The sequence below is a fragment of the uncultured Methylobacterium sp. genome, assembly GCF_964244095.1.
Classification (GTDB): Bacteria; Pseudomonadota; Alphaproteobacteria; order Rhizobiales; family Beijerinckiaceae; genus Methylobacterium.
Window position 1 is genome coordinate 20,232 of sequence record NZ_CAXTHR010000008.1, and the last position, 21,031, is coordinate 41,262.

The 21,031-nt window shown below is 72.1% G+C and carries 17 protein-coding genes and 1 pseudogene; 1 reads left to right on the plus strand and 17 read right to left on the minus strand.

The genetic code is table 11. The features are described from left to right. Window positions 1–6: 6 nt before the first annotated feature. The 9 genes from glp to ACFE86_RS02725 all read right to left on the minus strand — a co-directional run bounded on the left by glp (window position 7) and on the right by ACFE86_RS02725 (window position 11,189). Window positions 7–1,290 carry a gephyrin-like molybdotransferase Glp gene (gene glp, locus ACFE86_RS02685; RefSeq protein WP_375453788.1) on the minus strand — a complete coding sequence of 428 codons (1,284 nt, stop codon included), beginning with the start codon at window positions 1,288–1,290 and terminating at the stop codon, window positions 7–9. A gap of 10 nt (window positions 1,291–1,300) precedes the next feature. Then, a complete protein-coding gene (gene moaC / locus ACFE86_RS02690) occupies window positions 1,301–1,801 on the minus strand; it encodes a cyclic pyranopterin monophosphate synthase MoaC (protein ID WP_375453789.1) in 501 nt (166 codons plus the stop codon). A 1-nt stretch (window position 1,802) separates the two neighbouring features. Next, window positions 1,803–2,675: an indole-3-glycerol phosphate synthase TrpC gene (gene trpC, locus ACFE86_RS02695; protein WP_375453790.1), complete on the minus strand. Its 873-nt coding sequence runs from the start codon at window positions 2,673–2,675 to the stop codon at window positions 1,803–1,805. A 9-nt stretch (window positions 2,676–2,684) separates the two neighbouring features. Continuing rightward, window positions 2,685–3,698 (minus strand): anthranilate phosphoribosyltransferase, encoded by a 1,014-nt coding sequence (gene trpD / locus ACFE86_RS02700; protein ID WP_375453791.1) that lies wholly within the window; start codon window positions 3,696–3,698, stop codon window positions 2,685–2,687. Between the two features lie 65 nt (window positions 3,699–3,763). Further along, window positions 3,764–4,378 (minus strand): anthranilate synthase component II, encoded by a 615-nt coding sequence (locus ACFE86_RS02705; RefSeq protein ID WP_375453792.1) that lies wholly within the window; start codon window positions 4,376–4,378, stop codon window positions 3,764–3,766. A 171-nt stretch (window positions 4,379–4,549) separates the two neighbouring features. Continuing rightward, window positions 4,550–5,236, minus strand: coding sequence for a YoaK family protein (locus ACFE86_RS02710; RefSeq protein WP_375453793.1), 687 nt, complete (start codon window positions 5,234–5,236; stop codon window positions 4,550–4,552). 322 nt (window positions 5,237–5,558) lie between these two features. Beyond that, a complete protein-coding gene (locus ACFE86_RS02715; protein ID WP_375453794.1) occupies window positions 5,559–7,556 on the minus strand; it encodes a methyl-accepting chemotaxis protein in 1,998 nt (665 codons plus the stop codon). 211 nt (window positions 7,557–7,767) lie between these two features. Then, a complete protein-coding gene (trpE, locus tag ACFE86_RS02720; RefSeq protein WP_375453795.1) occupies window positions 7,768–9,285 on the minus strand; it encodes an anthranilate synthase component I in 1,518 nt (505 codons plus the stop codon). Window positions 9,286–9,290: 5 nt separating this feature from the next. Further along, window positions 9,291–11,189: a SurA N-terminal domain-containing protein gene (locus ACFE86_RS02725; RefSeq protein ID WP_375453796.1), complete on the minus strand. Its 1,899-nt coding sequence runs from the start codon at window positions 11,187–11,189 to the stop codon at window positions 9,291–9,293. A gap of 168 nt (window positions 11,190–11,357) precedes the next feature. Between ACFE86_RS02725 and tpiA the strand changes: the two genes are divergently transcribed. Continuing rightward, a complete protein-coding gene (gene tpiA, locus ACFE86_RS02730; protein WP_375453797.1) occupies window positions 11,358–12,119 on the plus strand; it encodes a triose-phosphate isomerase in 762 nt (253 codons plus the stop codon). A 40-nt stretch (window positions 12,120–12,159) separates the two neighbouring features. On the opposite strand, the gene ggt is transcribed toward tpiA, so the two are convergent. The 8 genes and pseudogenes from ggt to ACFE86_RS02770 all read right to left on the minus strand — a co-directional run bounded on the left by ggt (window position 12,160) and on the right by ACFE86_RS02770 (window position 20,755). Beyond that, window positions 12,160–13,779, minus strand: a complete 1,620-nt coding sequence (gene ggt / locus ACFE86_RS02735) for a gamma-glutamyltransferase (RefSeq protein ID WP_375453817.1) — start codon at window positions 13,777–13,779, stop codon at window positions 12,160–12,162. A 755-nt stretch (window positions 13,780–14,534) separates the two neighbouring features. Further along, window positions 14,535–15,799 (minus strand): annotated as a pseudogene (locus tag ACFE86_RS02740) (IS701 family transposase). Between the two features lie 48 nt (window positions 15,800–15,847). Beyond that, a complete protein-coding gene (locus ACFE86_RS02745; protein WP_375453798.1) occupies window positions 15,848–16,438 on the minus strand; it encodes an NTP transferase domain-containing protein in 591 nt (196 codons plus the stop codon). Further along, window positions 16,431–17,456 (minus strand): molybdopterin-binding protein, encoded by a 1,026-nt coding sequence (locus ACFE86_RS02750; RefSeq protein WP_375453799.1) that lies wholly within the window; start codon window positions 17,454–17,456, stop codon window positions 16,431–16,433. Before ACFE86_RS02750 ends, ACFE86_RS02745 begins: the two co-directional genes overlap by 8 nt. Next, entirely contained in the window at window positions 17,453–18,154 is a 702-nt protein-coding gene (locus ACFE86_RS02755; protein ID WP_375453800.1) for an XdhC family protein, read from the minus strand. The genes ACFE86_RS02750 and ACFE86_RS02755 overlap by 4 nt, the downstream gene beginning before the upstream one ends. A gap of 2 nt (window positions 18,155–18,156) precedes the next feature. Continuing rightward, window positions 18,157–18,480 carry an XdhC family protein gene (locus ACFE86_RS02760; protein WP_375453801.1) on the minus strand — a complete coding sequence of 108 codons (324 nt, stop codon included), beginning with the start codon at window positions 18,478–18,480 and terminating at the stop codon, window positions 18,157–18,159. A 176-nt stretch (window positions 18,481–18,656) separates the two neighbouring features. Beyond that, the gene (locus tag ACFE86_RS02765; RefSeq protein WP_375453802.1) at window positions 18,657–20,042 is read right to left on the minus strand and encodes an ATP-binding protein; all 1,386 of its coding nucleotides are present in this window, start codon (window positions 20,040–20,042) and stop codon (window positions 18,657–18,659) included. Further along, window positions 20,039–20,755 carry a response regulator gene (locus tag ACFE86_RS02770; RefSeq protein ID WP_375453803.1) on the minus strand — a complete coding sequence of 239 codons (717 nt, stop codon included), beginning with the start codon at window positions 20,753–20,755 and terminating at the stop codon, window positions 20,039–20,041. Before ACFE86_RS02770 ends, ACFE86_RS02765 begins: the two co-directional genes overlap by 4 nt. Window positions 20,756–21,031 lie beyond the last annotated feature (276 nt).

The following is a 21,031-nucleotide window of genomic DNA, read 5'->3' on the forward strand; positions in this document are numbered from 1 at the left end:
TCTCGCTCAGAGCAGGGTGCGGTCGAGGCGGATGATCCGGCACGGGTCGCCGGCGCGGGCCGCCGGGGCGTGCGGCGCGCGGATCAGCAGGGCCTCGGCTTTGCCTAGCACCGCCAGCATCGACGAATCCTGGCGCGATTCCGGGTGCGCCACCGGCATCCGGTCCGGCGCGGTGTCGAGGCCGGCGCGCAGGTAGTCCTGGCGGCCGTCATTGGCGTCGAGGTCGCGGCCGAGGGTGGCGGGCTCGCTGCGGTCGGCCCCCGCGAGGGGGTCGCCGAGGAGGGCCCGGACCGCCGGCACGACGAAGAGCAGCCCGCAGACGATCGACGAGACCGGGTTGCCCGGCAGCCCGATCACCATCATCGAACTTGCCGACGCATCGTCCGAATCCGCAAGCCGAGGATCACCGTGCGGGACGATGCGCAGATGCCCGTGCATCAGCGGCTTGCCCGGCCGCAGGGCCACGCGCCAGAACCCGAGCTCCAGCCCCTCGCGGGCGAGCGCCGCCTGGACGAGGTCGTGATCGCCGACCGAGGCGCCGCCGAGCGTCACCAGCAGGTCGGCGCGCGCGGCCCGCGCCTGCCCGAACGCCGCCTCCAGGGCGGGAAGGCTGTCGCCGGCGATGCCGAGGTCGATCGCCTCGGCCCCGGCCGACGTCACCAGCGCGGCCAGCGCCAGCGCGTTCGAGGCGATGATCTGGTCCCAGGCCGGGGTCTCGCCGGGCTGGACCAGTTCGTCGCCGGTGGCGAGGATCGCGACGCGGGGCTTGCGCCGCACGGCGACGCGACCGTGGCCGGCGGCGGCGGCGAGCGCGAGGCGGCGCGCGTCGAGGGTGTCGCCGGCCGCGAGCAGCGCGTCGCCGGCGAAGAAATCGAGCCCCGCGCGGCGGATGAACCTTTGGGGGACCACCGCCTCCAGGACGACGACGGCCCCGGCCTCGGCTCGCGCGTTCTCCTGGATCAGGACGGCGTCGGCGCCCTCGGGGACCGGCGCCCCGGTGAAGATCCGCACCGTCTCGCCCGGGCCGATCGCGCCGGAGAAGCCGTGGCCGGCAGCACTCGTGCCGACGAGCCGCAACGCCGCGCCCGCCACCGCCGCGTCGGCGCCGCGCACGGCGTAGCCGTCCATCGCCGAGGCCGGGAACGGCGGTTGCGTGCGGAGCGCCGCGACGTCGGCGGCGAGCGTCCGCCCGGCGGCGCGCGCCAGCGCCACCGTTTCGGCCGCGACCGGGCCGGGCACGCCCGCCAGGATGCGCGCCAGCGCCTCGGCGACGGAGATCAGGCCGCTCACGCGAAACGCCTCACCGCGCACCATCCTCCGCCCGGTAGGCGCCGGAGCGTCCGCCGTCCTTGGCGAGCAGGCGGATGCCCTCGATGCGCATGCCGCGATCGACCGCCTTCACCATGTCGTAGACCGTGAGGCAGGCCACCGACACGGCGGTCAGCGCCTCCATCTCGACCCCGGTCGGGCCGTGCACCCGTACCTCGGCGGTCAGCCGCAGGCCTGGCAGCGCGTCGTCGGCCTCGCATTCGACCCGGACCTTGGTGAGCAGCAGCGGGTGGCAGAGCGGGATCAGCTCGTGGGTGCGCTTGGCCGCCATGATGCCGGCGAGCCGCGCCGTGCCGATCACGTCGCCCTTCCTGGCGTCGCCCTCGCGGATCAGCGCGAGCGTCGCGGGCCGCATCACCACGAGCCCTTCGGCGCAGGCGGTGCGGGTGGTCGCCGGCTTGTCGCCGACATCGACCATGTTGGCCGCGCCCGCGGCGTCGAGGTGGGTGAGGCGGGGTGCGGTGTCGTCCACGTCAGCCCTGCGCCTTCGCGGGTGTCTCGCCGAACAGCAGGGCGCGGGTCGCCGCCGTCACGTCGGCCTGCCGCATCAGGCTCTCGCCGACGAGCACCACGTCGAGGCCGTGGGCTGCAAGCCGCGCCACGTCGGCGTGATCCGCGATGCCGCTCTCGGCCACCGCGATGCGGTCGGCGGGAATGCCGGCGCCGAGGCGGATCGCGGTCTCGAACGAGACCGCGAAGGTCTTCAGGTCGCGGTTGTTCACGCCGATCAGCGCGGTGCCGAGCGGGATCGCGCGGGCGAGCTCGGCCGCGTCGTGGACCTCGGCCAGCACGTCCATACCGAGGTCGTGGGCCGTCTCGACCAGGGCCTCGGCCTCGTCGTCGTCGAGGCAGGCCAGGATCGCGAGGATGCAGTCCGCGCCCCAGGCCCGCGCCTCGTAGACCTGGTAAGGCTCGAACAAAAAGTCCTTGCGCAGCACCGGCAGCGCGCAGGCGTCGCGGGCCTGGGTGAGGTACTCGGGGCGCCCCTGGAACGAGGGCTCGTCGGTGAGCACCGAGAGGCAGGTGGCGCCGCCGCGCGCGTAGGCGGCGGCCAGCGCCGCCGGGTCGAAGTCGGCCCGGATCAGGCCCTTCGACGGCGAGGCCTTCTTCACCTCGGCGATCAGCGCCGGGCGCCCGTCCGCGACGTGGGTGCGGATCGCGGCGGCGAATCCCCGCGGCGGGGCGGCCTCGGCGACGCGCGCCTCCAGCTCGGAGAGCGGCACGCGCAGCTTCGCCTCGGCGATCTCGCGGCGCTTGTAGGCCGCGATGCGGGCGAGCACGCTCGGCCGGTCGGGGATCGCGGTCGGCGGTTCGGGCGCGAGGTCGGTCGTGAGGGCGGCGGGCATCGGCACTCCCTATCCGTTCGAGACCGCGACGAGTCGGGCGAGCGTGGCGCCGGCCGCCCCCGAATCGATCGCATCCTGCGCCCGCGCGACGCCCTCGGCGAGGGTGCCGGCTCCGTCTGCGACGACGAGCGCCGCGCCCGCGTTGAGGACCGCGATGTCCCGGTAGGCGTTGCGCGCGCCCGACAGGATCGCTGCGAGCGCGCGGGCATTGTGCTCGGGATCACCCCCGCGCAGGGCGTCGAGGCCGTGGAGCGGCAACCCGACCTCGCGCGGGTCGATGGTGAACGTCGCGATCCGGCCATCCTCCAGGGCCACCACCCGCGTCGGCCCGGTGACGGTGATCTCGTCGAGCCCGTCGGAACCGTGCACGGTCCACACCCGGCGGCTGCCGAGGTCCGCCAGCACCTGCGTCAGCGGCTCGGCCCACGAACCTTGCGAGACGCCGAGGAGCTGATGCTCGACGCCGGCCGGGTTCGCGAGGGGGCCGAGCAGGTTGAAGATCGTCCGCGCCGGCAGTTCGGCGCGCACCGCCGCGACGTGGCGCATCGCGCCGTGGTGGACCTGCGCGAACATGAAGCACAGGCCGGCCTCCCGCAGGCAGCGGCTCAACCCCTCCGGGTCGAGGCCGAGCCTGACGCCCAAGGCCGCCAGCACGTCGGCCGAGCCCGAGCGCGAGGTGGCGGCGCGGTTGCCGTGCTTGGCCACCGGCACGCCGCAGGCGGCGACGAGGATCGCGGCCAGCGTCGAGACGTTGTAGCTGCCCGAGTGGTCGCCGCCGGTGCCGACCACGTCGACGGCGCCCGCCACCGGCGCGACCCGGATCATCCGCGCGCGCATCGCCTCGACGGCGCCGACGATCTCTTCGCGGCCCTCGCCGCGGACCTTCAGGGCGATCAGGAAGGCGCCGGCCTGCACCGGCGTCACCTCGCCCGACAGGAGGTCGTCGAAGGCGGCGCGCGCCTCGGCGCGGCTCAGGCTCAGGCCGGCGGCGACCTTCGCGAGGTGGGGTTTGAAGGCGTCCATGGCGTCTGGCGGGGCCGGCTTTCCGAGGCTGCGATCGGGCCGTCCGGCGGGCGGAGGGCGCCTCGTCAATGCACGCCGGCGCGGGCCTTGTCACGCGCCGCGTTCCACGCGGTCGCGATGTCGAGGAAGTTGCGCAGGATCTGCGCGCCGTGCTGCGAGCGGATGCTCTCGGGGTGGAACTGCACCCCGTGCACCGGCAGGTGCGCGTGCTCCAGGCCCATGATCAGGCCGTCGGCCTCCGCCGTGACGGTCAGCGCCTCCGGGCAGCCGGCCCGGTCGACGACGAGAGAGTGGTAGCGGGTGGCCTCGAAGGCGTCGTTGAGCCCGCGGAAGACGCCGCGCGCGCCGTGGCGGATGGTCGAGACCTTGCCGTGCATCGGCGCGGGCGCCCGCACCACGTCGCCGCCGAAGGCCTGCCCGATCGCCTGGAGCCCGAGGCAGACGCCGAAGATCGGGATCTCGCCGCTCAGGCGGCGCACCGCGTCGAGGCAGATCCCGGCCTCGTTGGGCGTGCACGGGCCGGGCGAGAGCACCAGCGCGTCCGGCGCCCTCAGCCTGATATCCTCCACCGTGACGGCGTCGTTCCGCACCACGTCGATCGCGCCGCAGAGCGGGCCGATCAGGTGGACGAGGTTCCAGGTGAAGGAATCGTAGTTGTCGATGACGAGGACGTTGGGCATGGGCTCACGCGCGGGCCGACGCGCGTGTGTGACGGGGCGGCGTGCGCCGGTCAACTCGGGCTCGATGCGGGCAGGGGCGGCTCGGGACGCGACGGGCTCAAGCCCGCCTTGGTGCCGACGCGCCGCGCGCCGCTCCAGGCAACCTCGGCCCGGGCGCGCAGCGTGGCGGCGTCAAGCTCCGGACCCGTCCTGGACGGGCTCCGGAGCGATCATCACCGCCGCGAGCACTGAGACCGGGACGATGACGCACCAGAACGACCAGGCCGCGACCCCGAACGCGCCGGCCAGTGCCCCGACGGCGAAGGCGAGCACGGCGGGCAGCATCCGCCGGAGGCGTGCGCGTGTCCGAGCACCGCCGCCGCGCTCTCCGCGCAGGAGGTCGGTGACGTCCAGCACGGCCTGCGTGACGTTCACGGTCATGACGGTCGTGGCGGCGAGGTGCCCGAGGGCGAGCCGGCCGGTCGCGTTCTGAATCCCCATCGCGGTCACGCCCAGCATGCCCACGAGCACGGCCGGTCCGCTGTCTGCCGACAGGAAGGGCGCCAGCGAGACGCCGGCGGCGCCGAAGCCGGCCAGGACGACGGCTTCGAGGCCGAGGAGGCAGCGAAGCGGCGCGATCCCGCGGCGCTCCAGCGCCAGCGCGATCAGGCGCGTGGCGGCGACCGCCAGGATGAACGCCGGCAACGCGCAGAGCTTGGAGACGACGCCGCTCGACGTCGAGACGAGTTCGGCGCCGATGAGGACGAAGTTGCCCGTGACGTGCGCGGTGAACAGGCCGGCCAGGGCGACGAACGCTGCGGCGTCGACGAAGCCGGCGACGAAGGCGAGCCCGGTGCCGATCAGCCAGTCCCGATCCATCATACGGTATCCGATGAATGCTTCGGTCGCGCCGTTTTCCCGGACGCCTGGAGCGTGAGCGGACGGTGATCCGGCGCCAAGCGAAACGAAGGGCCGCGTCAGCGGCTCGATCCGACCGGAGCCAAGGGTTCGACTGCCAAGGGTTCGGCCGCCAAGGGGTTCGACGCTTCGCGACGTCCCGTGCCGGGTCCCGGATCGGGTTCCGCTGTCGCGTCACCCGTCCGGGAAAACGGACCCTGCATCGCATGCGGTCCGGCGGACGACCGCCGCTCCGCCCCTGCGGGAGACGCGACGCCCCCGAACCCATCAGCCGGAGATCCTATCAGGCCGCCCGGATGGCGGCCAGGAAGTCGTCCACGTCCTTCTTGACCGAGAGCGACTGGCTGGCCAGCTCCGCCGCCGCGCCGAGCACCTGCTGGGCGGCGCTGCCGGTCTCGCCGGACGAGGCCAGCACGCCGGCGACGTTCATCGACACGTCCTGGGTGCCGCGGGCGGCCTCCGAGGCGTTGCGCGCGATCTCGTTGGTGGCCGCCGTCTGCTCGACCACGGTCGCGGCGATCGTGCCGGTGATCTCGTTGACCGAGACGATGGTGCGGCCGATCTGCTGGATCGCGTTCAGCGCCTGGCCGGACGCGGCCTGGATCGCAGCGATCTGACCCGAGATCTCCTGCGTCGCCCGGGCGGTCTGGCCGGCGAGCTCCTTGACCTCCGCCGCCACGACCGCGAAGCCGCGGCCCGCCTCGCCGGCCCGCGCCGCCTCGATGGTGGCGTTGAGCGCCAGCAGGTTGGTCTGGCCGGCGATGCCGGAGATCATCGTCACCGCATCGCCGATCTTCTCCGCGGCCTGGGCGAGATCGGTCATGGAGGACGTGGTCGCGTCGGCCTCCCTGACGGCGTGGCTGGCGACTTCGTTCGAGCGATGGACCTGACGCTCGATCTCGTGGAGCGATGCCACCATCTGCTCCGCGGCCGCGGCCACCGTCTGCACGTTGGCCGAGGTCTCCTCGGCGGCCGCGCTGGAGGCCATGGCCTGGCTGCTGGTGTTGTCGGCGACCCCCGTCATCGAGCGGGCGGTGGCGTCGAGTTCGGTCGCCGCGGAGGTGACGACGTTGAGCGAGCCTTCGATCCGGCTCTCGAAGCCGCGCACGAGCGCGTCGACGCGATCGGCCCGGCGCTGCCGCGCGGATTGCTCGGAGACCTGACGGGCCTCGAGTTCGGTGCGTGCGATGGCGTTCTGCCGGAAGACGTCGACGGCCTGGGCCATCTCGCCCATCTCGTCCGTCGCGTCCTGCGAGGGCACGACGATGTCCGTCTCGCCGGATGCGAGGCGCTTCATCGCCTGCGTCATGCCGGAGATCGGCCCGATGATGCTGCGGGCGATGACCAGGGCGAGGCCCGCGCCGAGCGCCAGGATCAGGCCGAGGAGGCCGAGTTGCACGGCGCGCGCACGACTCATCGTCGCCTCGCTCTCGTCGAAGAGACTCTTCAGCGCGACGTCGAGCTTCTCGTGCACCGCGAGGCCGACCGCGTCCATCTTGGAAAGCTTCGGCTTGAGGATCTGCTCATAAAGCGCGTCGGTCGCGAGCAGCGCGGCCGATACCGTATTGAAGTTCGCCACGTAGGCCGCGAGCGCGTCCTCGACCGCCTTGAGGGCCGCCTGCTGCTTCGGGGCGAGGCTCAGTCCGCGGATGGATTTCAGAAGCGTCTCCGCGCGGCCGGTGCTGGCGGCGAAGGTCGCCGGTCCCTTGGCATCGAAGGTCGCGAGGAAGCGCCAGTTGGCGACCCGGACGGCGAAGATCGCATTCTCGAGCGCCAGCGTCTGAGCCGCCCCGGCCTCCTCGCCGTTCGCCCGCATCTCCGAGGCCAGGGCCGCGACGGCCTTGACCATCGCGTCGCCGGTGCCGAACAGGCCGGCCTTGCCGTCGCGGATCGTGCCGCCGACCTCGGCCAGGCGCGCCATCCGACCGGACAGGTCCAGGCTCTGCTCGCGGATCGTCGCGTACATCGCCTTGCGTTCGTCCGTTTCGGCGCGGTCGATCAGAGCCTCGGACAGGGTCCTGATCGATGCGAGATCGACCGTCATGCCCGCCACGTCGGCCTGGGTCTGACCTGCCCGGAACGCGTAGCTCTGGGCCAGGAAATGATCGCTCAGCTTGTTGATGGAGGACACGTCGCGGACGTTCTGCTCCAGGCGACCCCTCTGGTTGTAGATCTCGTCCACGTCCACGAGCTGCATGTAGGAAAACAAGCCCATTCCGCCCGCCAGGACGACGAGGGCTGCAAAACCGCCATAGAGGCGCGCGCGAATGCCGAGCTTCATCTGATCTCACGCCTGACTGCCGGAATGTGACGTGACGATCGTCAAAATCCCTTAGTTTTCGATGAAGTTTGGATGATACCGCCGGCTCGGACGTTGACCTCGCGGCATTTTGATTAGGCCTCGATAGACGGCGACGTGGAAGCTCTCCCGCTCCGCGCGTGCCCCTCACGCCAACCCAAGCGCGCCGCCCTTACGAGACCGTGGCACCGGACTACTGCCCCCGCCGCGCGCGGCTTGCGAACATCACCGCGTCCTCCGCCGCCCGGAACAGGGCGCGCGCCTTGTTCACGCATTCCTGCTGCTCTGAGGCCGGATCGGAATCGGCGACGATGCCGGCACCGGCCTGCACGTGCATGCGGCCGTCCTTCACGATCGCGGTGCGGAGCACGATGCAGGTGTCCATCTCGCCCCGCGCCCCGAAATAGCCGATGCAGCCGCCGTAGGGCCCGCGCTTCTCGCGCTCCAATTCGTCGATGATCTCCATCGCCCGCACCTTCGGCGCGCCCGAGACCGTGCCGGCGGGAAACCCTGCGGCAAGCGCCGCGAGGTTGTCGTGCTTCGGGTCGAGGTCGCCCTCGACGTTCGAGACGATGTGCATCACGTGGCTGTAGTATTCGAGGAAGAACGAGCCGGTGACGGTCACCGTGCCGAGCCTGGCCACCCGGCCGACGTCGTTGCGGCCGAGGTCGAGCAGCATCAGGTGCTCGGCGCGCTCCTTCGGGTCGGCGAGCAGCTCGTCGGCCAGCGCCCGATCCTCGGCCGGCGTCGCGCCGCGGCGGCGCGTGCCGGCGATCGGGCGGATCGTCACCTTGTCGTCGCGCACCCGCACGAGGATCTCGGGACTGGAGCAGACGACCTGGAAGTCCTCGAAATCGAGGTAGCACAGGAAGGGCGCCGGGTTGGTGCGGCGGAGCGAGCGGTAGAGCGCGAACGCGGGCAGGGTGAACGGCGCCTCGAACCGCTGCGACAGCACCACCTGGAACACGTCGCCGGCGACGATGTACGCCTGAGCCCGCGCCACCATCGCCCGGTAATCCTCCGGCGCGGTGTTCGAGACCGGCTCGGGATGGGCCACGTCCGCGGGATCGACCCGCGCCTCGATCGGCAGCGGGCCTTCCAGCGCCGCGGCGACCCCGTCGAGACGCATCATCGCCGCCTCGTAGGCCGCCCGCGCACCGGTGCCGGCGATGGGCCGCACCGGGCAGACCACGGTGATCAGGTCGCGCACCGAATCGAACACCACCATCACCCGCGGCCGCACCAGGATCGCGTCCGGCACGTGCAGCGGGTCGGGGTTCGGCGCCGGCAGCCGCTCCATGGCGCGGACCATGTCGTAGCCGAGATAGCCGAACAGGCCGGCTGCCATCGGCGGAAGCTCGGGGCCTTCGCCGGGCAGGATCGCGCTCTCGGCGATCAGGGCCCGCAGGCTGTCCAGCGGCGCGCGCGCGTCGGCGGAGAAATCCGAAAGGTCGCCGCGGGCGAGCGCGGCCCGGCCGTCACGGCAGCGCCACGCGAGGTCGGGGTCGAGGCCGATCATCGAGTAGCGCCCGCGCACCGCGCCGCCCTCGACCGATTCGAGCAGGAAGGCCGGGCCACGATGGCAGGCGCGCAGCTTCAGGAACGCCGCGACCGGCGTCTCGAGGTCGGCCACCAGGGTCAGGTCGAGGAGGACCGGGCGCCCGGCCTCGTAGGCGGCGGCGTAGGCGGCGTAGTGCGACGGCTCGGCCATGGGCCTCAATACTCGCCGCCGATCGCGCGCCGCAGCGCCGCCTGATCGACGCTGACGCCGGCGCTCTTCTGCACCTCGGCGATGTATTCGCCGAGCACGTCGTCGGCCAAAGCCGTGCGGAAGTTGCCCTCGATCGTCCTGTCCGCCGGGCTGGCCGCCACGTAGGCCGGCATCGTCGCGGCCTCGACCTTGTAGACCGCGCGCGCCTCGCCGGCCGAGGCCGAGCCGGCCTGGCCCACGCGCGTCGCGAAGATGCGGTTGACCACGTCCACGGTGAGGCCGTCCTTGGGCTGGTTGCGGGCGAGGTCGTCGGCATCTTGCGGGTTGACGCCGACCTCCGTGCCCAGAGCCTCGAGCGTCTCGCCCTTGTCGAGGCGCTCGGCGAGCGCCTTGCCCCTGGCCTGGAGCAGGCGCGTCACCTCGCCCGCCCGCCAGCCGGCGGCGACCGCGTCGCGCACCGCGTCGAGCGGCTTGTCGTGGGCGGCCTCGATCTTCGTGACGTCGTACCAGACGTAGCCGCCGGCCTTCGTCCGCAGCGGCTCGTTGTCGCCGCCGATCTCCGAGCGGTACAGCGCCGGCAGCGTCGCGTCCGGGTCCGGGATGCCGGCCACCGGCTGGCCGGCGGGGTCCTTGCCCTGCGCGTCGACCGCCGCCGTCACGAGCGGCAGGTCGCGCTCGCGCGCGATCTCGGCGAGCGGCTTGGCGCCCGCGCGCTGGTCCTCGATCGCGTCGTGGAGCTTGTCGAGCCCCTCGCGGGCGCGGGCCTGCGCCATCTGCCTGCGGATCTCGGGCTCGACGTCCGCGAAGGGCTTGACCGTCTCCGGCTCGATGGCCGGGACGTGCAGCAGCACCGTGCCGAACCGGCCCTTCACCGGCGCGCTGGTGCCGTCCTTCTCGAGCGCGAAGGCGGCATCCGCCACCGCCGGGTCGAAGAGCTCGGCTCTCGTCAGCGTTCCGAGCGTCAGGTCCTTGCCGTCGGTGCCGCGTTCCCGGGCCACCGCCTCGAAGGTCCTGGCGCCGTCGGCGATCGCCTTACGCGCGGCCTCGGCGGCGGCGGCGTCCGGGAAGACGATCTGCTGGATCGTGCGCTTCTCCGGCGAACCGAAGCGGCCTTTCTCCCGGTCGTAGACCTTTCGCACCTCGTCGGCCGGGACGGCGTCCGGCTTGGCCAGGGCGTCGGGGTCGAGGATCAGCAGGCTCGCGGTGCGGTATTCCGGTGCGCGATAGGCCGAGATGTTGCCCGCGTAATAGGTCTTCAGCGCGTCCTCGTCCGGCGCAGCGACCGCGCCGGCGGCCGACGGCGGCAGCATCAGGTAGGCGGCCCTGCGCCGCTCGGTCGCGTAGCGGTGCACCGCCCCGCGCATCGCCTCGGGCACGTGCAGCTCGGCCGAGACGGCCTCGGCGAGTTGCAGCCGGGCGATGACGGCGCGCTGCTCGCGCACGAACATCGGTTCGTTCAGGCCGGCGCGCTGGAGGGTCTGGTAGAACAGGGCCGGCTCGAACTGCCCTTGCGCGTTCTGGAAGCTCTTCTCGTCGTGGATCGCACGGATCACCGCGGCATCCGGCACCGCGAGGCCGAGATCGTGGGTCTTCTGGTCGAGGGAGGCTTCCGTGACGAGCTGCGCCAGCACCTGCCGGTCGACGCCGAGCGCGCGGGCCTGATCCGGTGTGAGCGTCCGGCGCATCTGGGTCTGGTAGCGTTGGAGCTGGTTCTGGTAGGCGGTGCGCACGGCCTCGGCCGTGATCGGCGTCCGGCCGACGGTGGCGACCGCCGTGCTCGACCCGCCGCGGAAGAACTCCTCGACGCCGAAGATCGCCACGCCCGCGATCAGGAACGTGAAGATCACGATGAGCACGATCTTGCCGAGCCAGTGCTGGCTGGCGTTGCGGATGTTCTGCAGCATGGTCTCGTCTTAAACACGCGCTCGGGCTGGCGACGGAGCCGCCGTCCCTCGAATCCGTCCGCGATAGACCATCCGCGCGGGCGGGCAAAGGCCGGCGCGGTTTGCGCCCTCAAGCTTGCTCTGGTAGCCCCGGCCCTCGCGGGCGGCGGCGGGACGGCGAGGACATCGATGATGCGTTCGGGACGGCGGCCCCTGGTTGCGGGCAACTGGAAGATGAACGGCACGCGCGCCTCCATCCCGGTCGTCGACGCGGTGCGCACCGGCCTCCAGCCCGCGCTCGCCGAAGAAATCGACCTGCTGATCTGCCCGCCCTCGACCCTGATCTCGACCTGCGTCGCGGCCGCCTACGGCTCGCCGATCGCCATCGGCGGCCAGAACCTGCACGCCAAGGCCAGCGGCGCCTTCACCGGCTCGATCTCCGCCGAGATGCTGGCCGACCTCGGCGCGACCTACGTCATCGTCGGCCATTCCGAGCGCCGGGCCTACCACCACGAGACCGATGACGGCGTCCACGCCAAGGCGCTCGGGGCCAGGCGGGCGGGGCTGTGCGGCATCATCTGCGTCGGCGAGACCATGGAGGAGCGCGAGCAGGGCCGGGCGCTCGACATCGTGCGCGCACAGCTCGCCATCGGCACGCCGAAGGGCGCCACGGCGGCCGACACGGTGATCGCCTACGAGCCGGTCTGGGCGATCGGGTCGGGCCGCACGCCGACGCCCCGCGACATCGCCGAGGTCCACGCATCCTTGCGCGAGATGCTGGACAAGCTCGTGGGCGAGGAGGCGGCCAGGATCCGCATCCTCTACGGCGGCTCGGTCAAGCCGGGCAACGCGCGCGAATTGATGTCGGTCGAGAACGTCGACGGGGCGCTCGTGGGCGGTGCAAGCTTGGTCGCCGAGGACTTCTTGGGGATCTGCGCCGCCTACGCGTGAGGGGTGCCCCGCGACGCGTTCCGCAGGCTTGACGGACCCGTCAATATCCCGCCGCCAGACCGGTGTTGCGGCGGGGATCGTTGGCCCCGTAGAAGCGGTTCCTCCCGACCGGCTTGCCCCCGAGCGTCGGCGCGCCGATGAGGATGGCCGCAAGATGGTTGGCCGGCTGCGGCCCGGCGAACGTGTGCCCCATGCTCTCCAGGACCGTGCGCGTGTCCGGCGACAGGGCGAACCGCTCCACGTACGTCACGTCGGGCAGCCACTGGTGGTGAATGCGGGGCGCATCGGCCGCTTCCTGCACGTTCATCCCGTAGTCGATGATGTTCAGGATGCTGTGAAGCACGACGGTGATGATCCGGCTACCGCCCGGCGTGCCCGTGACCAGGACCGGCTTGCCGTCCTTCGTCACGATCGTCGGACTCATCGAGCTCAGGGGTGTCTTGCCCGGCGCGATCGCGTTGGCTTCACCCTGCACGAGGCCATAGATGTTGGGTACGCCGACCTTGGAGGTGAAATCGTCCATCTCGTCGTTCAGCAGCACCCCCGTGCCCGCCGCCGTGACGCGCGCACCGAACCAGTCGTTGAGGGTATAGGTAACCGAGACCGCGTTGCCCATCTCGTCCACGACCGAGTAGTGCGTCGTGTTGCTGCCCTCGTGCGGCGGCACGCCGACCTTCAGCGCGCTGGACACGCCGGCTTTCTTGGGATCGATACTGTTCCGGATCGAGGCCGCGTAGGCCTTGTCGGTCAGGCGCTGGATCGGGTTCGATACGAAATCCGGATCGCCGAGGAAGTTGTTGCGGTCGACGTAGGCGTGGCGCATCGCCTCGATCGCGTAGTGGAGGGCCTGGGCTGAGCCCCAACCCAGCTTCGCCATCGGGTAGCCGTCGAGGATATTGAGGATCTCGCAGATGACGACACCGCCCGAACTCGGCGGAGGTGCCGAGACCACGTGGTAGCCGTGATAATCGCACTCGATCGGTGCCATCTCGCGGGTCTTGAAGCGATCGAGGTCCGCCTGGACGATGATCCCCTTGCCGGCCTTGCTGGACGCGACGATCGCGTCTCCGATCTGACCTTTGTAGAAGCCGTCGACGCCGCGCGCGCCGATCGCCCGCAGGGTGCCCGCGAGATCGGTCTGAACCAGCTTGTCGCCGACCTGAAACTGCCGGCCTTGGTTGAGAAAGATGGCGGCCGTCGCCGGGTCCTTCCGGAAATCGTCGGTGGACAGGGCGAACATATCGACGTCACCCTGTTCGAGGGCGAAGCCGGCCTCGGCAAGATCGATGGACGGCGCGATCAGATCGCTCCGCGCCATCGTCCCGTACCGCTCGCGCACCGTCTCCAGGCCGGAAACGGTGCCCGGCACGCCGACGGCGAGATGCCCACCCGTGTTCAGCCCCTTGATGACGTTGCCGTCCTTGTCGAGGTACATGTCGCGGCTGGCACCGAGCGGCGCCTTCTCGCGAAAATCCAGGAACGTCCGGCGCCCATCCGCGAACTGGATGGTCATGAAGCCGCCGCCGCCCAGGTTGCCCGCGGCGGGGTAGACGACGGCGAGCGCGTAGCCGACCGCGACGGCCGCATCGATCGCGTTGCCGCCTCGCTTGAGAACATCGACGCCGACCTTGGTCGCGAGGTGCTGCGCGCTGACCACCATGCCATGCTCGGCGGCCACGGGGGCAACCGAAGCGGCACGGGCCTGAGACCCTGCGGCGAGCGGAGCCGCGAGGCCCAACGACAACGCAAAGACCCGGAGCCGTGCTCCGACGACGTTCGAAGCATTCAAGATCGACTTCCTATATTGGTTCGCTCATGATTTCCATAGGTACAGATCGGCTCATAAGCAAGAGCGCCATCGATGGCTTCTTGGTTTGTTCCGACGGTTTTTCGTCGATCAAAGCTCGCTGGATTTCGAAAGCCGGCAAGGCCGGACATAGTCGTCGAGCAACCATGCTTCCGTTCGCCTATCGATGGACTCGCCGATCTCGTCCAAATTCACGTCATCGCTGCGCCGATCGTAAAGCTGCTCGGTGCGCGTCGAAGGATGAACGGATATCGGCGATGGCTCGACCCTGCTTTCATACGAGTCCCGGCTGGCGGCGGAAGGTCGCCGGTGAAGGCAGCTGTGCAGCTTGGCCGGTGAAAAAATCCTGATTTCTGCACGGTGGCAATCGCCGAAAGAAAAGGCCCGCTCGGCGCAGACCGGGCGGGCCTCGGATGTAGCATCGCGTCTCAGAGCCAGCCGAGCGGCGCTGATGCCGGACCGGGCATGCCGCGATCAGGCGGCCGCCTAGAGCATTTTCCAGCGAGATGGATACCGGCTCGCGTAAAGAAAATGCGACCACACAAGGGCTTAGAGCGTTTTCCGTGATCCGGGGATCATGGAAAACGCTCTAGTACTACAGCCGGGTTTTACGCGGCTTTTGGTTTGTCGGTGGCCTTCGGGCTTTTCGGGTTCGCCGCCAGTGTGAGCGTCTTGCGCGTTGCTGATGGCGTCGTCGCCAGATGGACCAGCGCAGCACGGGGCTGGCTTCGGGCCGCGGCAGGCCGACGAGGGCGGCGAGCAGGTGCCGGATCTCGGGCACGGTCAGGGGCAGCAGGTCCGCAGCCAGATCCGTGGGGCGCACGCCCCCCGTTGGCCGCCCGGCGCAGGGCGGCGAGGTCGGCATGGGCAAACATCGCCAGCGTGACGTGCCGGTGCCAGCCAACGAAGGAGCGCACCTCGTACTGGTCGAGCCCGACCTCGCCCCCCGGATCGGGTCCAGGGCAGGCTCTTGGCCTGCTCGAAGTTGCTCTCGATGGTCCAGCGCTGACCTGCGATCCGCACGAGATCGCACAGCGGCGTGCTGCTGGGCGCGTGGGTGAGATAGAAGGTCTTCTCGTGCGGATCGGTCAGGGAACGGCGCACGAGAAGCGTGCATCGGAAGCCGGGCGCGCCGCCGCGGTACGGGACGCAGGCCCAGTCGTAGAGGCGCGGCCCCTTGGCGCCGTCTCCCGCGCTCAGGCGCTGCCAGACCGGCGGCGCGTCCTCAGGCAGAGCTGCGATCTGCTCGGCAAACCAGTCGGCTACCGGGCGCATGGCCAGACGCTGGCCCGTCGTCACGGCCAGCACGTAGCCGATCCGGTTCTCCTGCCCCCAGCGCCGGATAGCAGGCTCCGCCCCGTAGACGCTGTCGCCCGCGATCCAGGAAAACGGCAGGCCCGCGGCGCGCCCGCTCCGGCATGGCAAGGCCGAGCTTCGGCTTGGTGGCAAATCCCACATCGTCCGGCACGTGCGCTGCCCGGCAGCGGGCACGGTCTTCGGTCCAGGACTTGGGCAGGTACAGCGCCCGGTCGATCAACGCATGGCCGTGACGCCCGGCATAGCCCAGGAACACGCCCACCTGCGCATTCTCGATCCGCCCGGCCGTGCCGTTGTCCTGACGCTGCACCCTGGCCGACGTGATCCCCTTCTTCAGGAAGCCGGTCTCATCCAGCACCAGCACCGCGTTCGGTGTCGCGTCACCGGCCGCTTCCGCCAGTTGCCAGCCGTTCTTGCGCTCCACCGGCGCCAGAAGACCGCGCAGGTAGGCCTCAGCCCGCCGACACGGCTCGGTCCGTCCAAACCGATCGGCAATCCGCTCCAGCACCTCGTCCAGACCCCGCGCCCAGCCCGCTGCGTCCGCTGGCATCACCATCGTCATGGCACACCTCCACCAGGACAACGCACAAACCCGGCCGTAGTACTAGAGCCCGGCGAGCGCCGCGGGCGTATCGACGTCGAGGCCCGTGCCGAGCTCGCCCACGATCTCCAGCACGTCGAGGCGGCGCGTCAGCAGCGGACCGGCGCCGTGGTCCCCCGTGAGCCGGGCGAGATCGGCGCCGAGCCGGCAGCGGTCGAGCAGCACCGGGTTCCCGCGCCGGCCGGCGACGACCGGCACGACGGCCGCGGGCCGCGGGTCGGCTGTGCGGTAGGCGGCGACAAGGCGATCGATCTGCTCGGCACTGACCCGCGGCATGTCGCCGAGCAGGATCACCGCTCCCGTCGTTCCCGCCGGCAGCGCGCCGAGCCCGACCCGCAGCGAGGTCGAGAGCCCGGCGGCGAAGGCGGCGTTCTCGACGAAGGCGAGGTCGAGGCCGTCGAGCGCGGCGCGGATCCGGTCCGCATGGGCGCCGAGCACGACCACCACCGGCCGCGCCCGCGACGCGAGGGCGGCCTCGGCGGCATGGCGCACCAGCGGCTTGCCGTCGAGGCGGGCGAGGAGCTTCGGCTCCGGGCCGAAGCGGGTGCCGCGGCCGGCCGCGAGCAGCACGGCGCCGACGGCGGCGTCAGGCATCGTCGGCCGCGCGCGGCGCGCCGGAGCGCGGCTGCGGCCGCGAGACGATCTCCATCAGCAGGCCGCCGACGCCGAGGGCCACGATGTCGGCGCGGGCGACGGGCAGGTCCGCGAGCAGGCGGTGCAGCACCCAGTCGAAGCCGTTCTCCTTCGCCGAGCGGGCGCAGCCGGGAGCGCCGATCACCGGCACACCTGCGCGCGCGCCGACGAGCAGGAGGTTGCCAGGATCGACCGGCATGCCGAAATGGATCACCGTTCCGCCGGCGGCTTCGATGCCCGCCGGGATCACGTCGCGCCGGTCGGCGATCGCCGAGGCGCCGAACACGATCGCCAGATCGGCACCGCCCCGGTCCACCGCTGCGCAGAGCGCGGCCGCGACGGCACCGGCCGCGTGCGGCACGCGGGCCTCCGCAACGACCTCTGCGCCGGTCGGCGCGAGCCGCTCGGCGAGGACGGCCAGTGTCCGCTCGATGGTCGCCTCCTTGAGGCTCGGCAGGCGGGTCGAGACCACGCCGACGCGGCGGCGGCGATAGGGCGCGACCCGGAGCGCGCCGGGCCCCGCCGCCGCGCGGGCGCGGGACAGCGCGTCGCCCGGCACCGCGTAGGGGATGATCTTCACGGTCGCCACCATCTCGCCCGCGACGACGGGCTTGAACGGAGGCAGCGTCGCCGCGGTGATCGCCTCGTCGACGCCGTTGACCGCATCGATGCCGGCGCGGTCGATCACCAGCACCCCGCCTTGCGTGGAGAACAGGTTGCAGCGGCCGGTGAACGGCGCCTCGCGCCGCACGCCCGCGCCGGAGAGGTGCCGGGCCAGGGCCTCGGCGGCCTCGTCCTCGCCGACGTCGCCCGGCTCAAGCGTCGCCGCGACGAGGTCGCGCACGCCCGCCGCTTCGAGGCCGGCGACGGTCTCGGGACCGATCGCGCGGCCCTTACGCAGGGTCGCGCCGCCGGCCGTGACGGTGTGGGCCGCGATCAGCCCGAGCGCCGAACCGACCGGAACCGGCCCGAACTTCACGCGCCCGGCTCGCGCGGCGCGCGGCGCAGGGCGGCCACCACCTGCGCCAGCACCGAGAGCGCGATCTCGGCCGGGCTGACCGCACCGATGGCGAGGCCGATCGGCGCCCGGATCTCCCCGATCCGCGCCTGCGTGAACCCGGCCAGCCTCAGCCGCTCGACGCGGGCCGCATGGGTCTTCCGCGAGCCGAGGGCGCCGATGTAGAAGCACTCCGCCGTCAACGCCGCGATCAGCGCCGGGTCATCGATCTTTGGGTCGTGGGTGAGGGCTGCGAGCGCGCAGTACCGGTCGAGGGCCGGCACGGAGCCGCCGAGCGCGGCATCCGGCCATTCCGGCACGAGCGCGACATCGGGAAACCGCTCGGGGCTGGCGAAGGCGGTGCGCGGGTCGATCACCGTCACGGCCAGATCCAGCGCCGCGGCCATCGGCACGAGCGCCTGGCTGATATGCACCGCGCCGATCACCACGAGCCGCACCGGCGGCACCTGGACGGTGAGGAACAGCGTCCTGCCCTCGGCCTCGATCAGCCCGCTGCGGCCGGCGGCGAGGTGACGCCCCAGGGGCTCGGCCAGGGGGTCGGCGGCGATCTCCGCGTCCCGCACGAGGCGCTGCGTGCCGTCGGCGATGTCGGTGACGAGGATCGCGGCCCGGCGCGCACGCCGCTCAGCGTTCAGGTCGACCAGGGTTCGGCTGAGCATGGTCAGTCGATCCGCTCGACGAAGACGCGGATGCGGCCGCCGCAGGACAGCCCGACCCGCCACGCGGTCTCGTCGGCGACGCCGAACTCGATCACCCGCGGCCGTCCGTCGGCGATGGCGTCGGCGGCTTCCGTGATCACCGCGGCCTCGACGCAGCCGCCGGAGACCGAACCGAGGAAGTTGCCCGCGCCGTCGACGACGAGGTGGCTGCCCACCGGGCGCGGCGCCGAGCCCCAGGTCTCGATCACGGTGGCGAGCGCCACCGCGCGCCCGTCGCGCCGCCAGGCTGCGGCAGTGGCGAGGATGTCGGCATCGGTGGAGGTCATGGACATGCCTCGAAGGCCGGGGGGCGCCGCGGCCCGTGCGCGACGGTGATACGCCCGATCCTGAGTTATGGCACGGCGCGGCGGGCGCAAGGCACGCCGCACGCAGCGGCGTCTCGCGCGCCGGACGTTTGCCGGATGTCGAGGCGGGCGCGGGCGATCGGACACGCGCCGGCACGTCATTCGGCGGCCTCGGCCATCGGCGTTTCCGGCCGATCCTCGGGAACCGGGACGGCGCGCGGAAGCTCGATCGCGGCGCTGAGCCCGCCCTCGGGCCGGTTCGCGAGCGTCAGCACGCCCGCATGCGCCTCGACGATGGCGAGCACGATCGACAGGCCGAGGCCGAAGCCGCCCGCCTCGTTGAGGTTGCGCGCCCGGTCGCCGCGCACGAAGGGCTGGAGCATCGCGTCGCGCTCCGATTCCGGGATGCCGGGACCGGAATCGTGCACGCGCACGCGCACGCCGCGCGGCGTCCCTTCCATGCTCAGGCGTGCCCGCGCGCCGTACTTGACCGCGTTGTCGACGAGGTTGGTGATCGCCCGCTGCAGCTCGTCCGGCCGGCCGCGGACCAGCACGTGGCGGGTCTGGGTCACGGCGACGTCGGCGCCGATGTCGGCAAAGCCGTCGCAGACGGTCTGCACCACGGAGGCGAGGTCGACCAGCGTCCGGGCGCCCCTATCCGGTCCGCGCCCGTCGCGGACGAACGAGAGGGCCGCCTCGACCAGCGCGTTCATCTGGTCGAGGTCGCGCAGGGTCATGGTGCGGGCATGGTCGTCCTCGATGAACTCGGCGCGCAGCCGAAGCCGGGTGATCGGGGTGCGCAGGTCGTGGCTGATCGCGGCCAGCATCTGGGTGCGGTCGTCGATCAGGCGGCGCACGCGGCCGCGCATGCGGTCGAGCGCGCGCGAGACCGCGATCACCTCCCGCGGGCCGGCCTCGGGCAGGGCGACGTGGTCATCGCCGGTGCCGAAGGCTTCGGCCGCGCCCGCGAGCCGGGCCAGCGGCGCCGTCAGCGCGCGCGTCGCCCAGAGGGAGAGCAGGGTCAGCGTCAGCGCCAGGAAGAGCACGGTGAAGATGATGGCGCCCTCGTGGGGCGGCCGCAGGGGGTCGTCGGTCAGGCTGGCCTGAAGCCGGGCGCCGCCCGGCGTCGCGATCCCGAGACGCAACTGGCCCGCGGCACGGGCCTCGGGACCGCCGATGTCCACGACGGTCAGCGGCCGGGCGAAGCCGTCGCGCAGGCGGCGGACCACCGGGCGGTTCAGGCCGCCATCGGTCGCGTCGGCTCCGTCCCAGGGTGCGAGCTGGAGGTTCGGCACGGCCCGCGCCGCGTTCGCCAGCAACGCGCCGCGCTCCTGCGCCGGGGAGGCGTCGAGGAGCCGGGCGATGATCGCGAGCCGGCCGGCCGCGACGCCGGGATGGTCGTCCGGGCGCCAGGGCTCGCGCAGCAGCACGAAGGCGGTGGTCGCGACGGCGTGGGCGACGACGATCGCCGCGACGACGAGCAGCGCGATCTGCCCGGCGACGCTGCGCGGGCGCAGGCGCGCCGTGAGATCGGCCAACCTCATGAGCGGGTCACCTCCGGCGTGAACAGGTAGCCGCCGGAGCGGATCGTGCGGATGATCTCGGGGTTGCGCGAATCGCGCTCGATCTTCTGGCGGATGCGGCTCACCAGCACGTCGATGCTGCGCTCGAACGGCCCGGCGCTGCGCCCCTGCGTCAGGTCGAGGAGCTGGTCCCGCGAGAGCACGCGGCCCGGCCGCAGGCACAGGGCGTGGAGCAGGTCGAACTCGGCGCCGGTGATCGCGATGCGCGCGCCCTCCGGGCCCGTCACCTGCCGCAAGGCGACGTCGAGCGTCCAGCCGACGAAGTGCATCCGGCGCACGCCTTCGTCCTCCGTCGCCTCGTTGCCGGAGCGGCGCAGGATCGCGCGGATGCGCGCGAGCAACTCGCGCGGGTTGAACGGCTTGGCGAGGTAGTCGTCCGCGCCGATCTCCAGGCCAACGATGCGGTCGATCTCCTCGGCCTTGGCCGTCAGCATCAGGATCGGGACGGCCGAACGCCCGCGCAGGCGCCGGCACAGGCTGAGGCCGTCCTCGCCCGGCAGCATCAGGTCGAGGACGATGAGGTCGACGCGGGCATCGGCCAGCGCCCGGTCCATCTCCGTGCCGTCGCCGGCCAGCGTGACGCGGCAGGCGTTGCCGCGCAGGTAGCGCGCCACGAGGTCGGCGATCTCGCGGTCGTCCTCGACGATCAGGATGTGGGGCACGGTCGCGTTCATCGAAAGCCGTCTCGCGGGCGTCCCGGCCGGACGTGTCCGGTGCTTATGCCCTGCGGCGGGCGACAATCGAAGATGGCGGGCGGCCCCTGAATTGTAACGCCGTGTTGCCGGAGGGACTCCGGAGGTGCCGCGGGCCGGCGGTTGACGCGGGATTCGGCCCCGTCCACCGCCGCCGCGGGGTCGTCCGTGCCGGAGAACGGCGCGACGCCGGGCGGCGCCGCGCCCAGGCGGGACCGCCTTTCCATCGCGGGCTCCGCGCGCCACATCCCGTCGCGT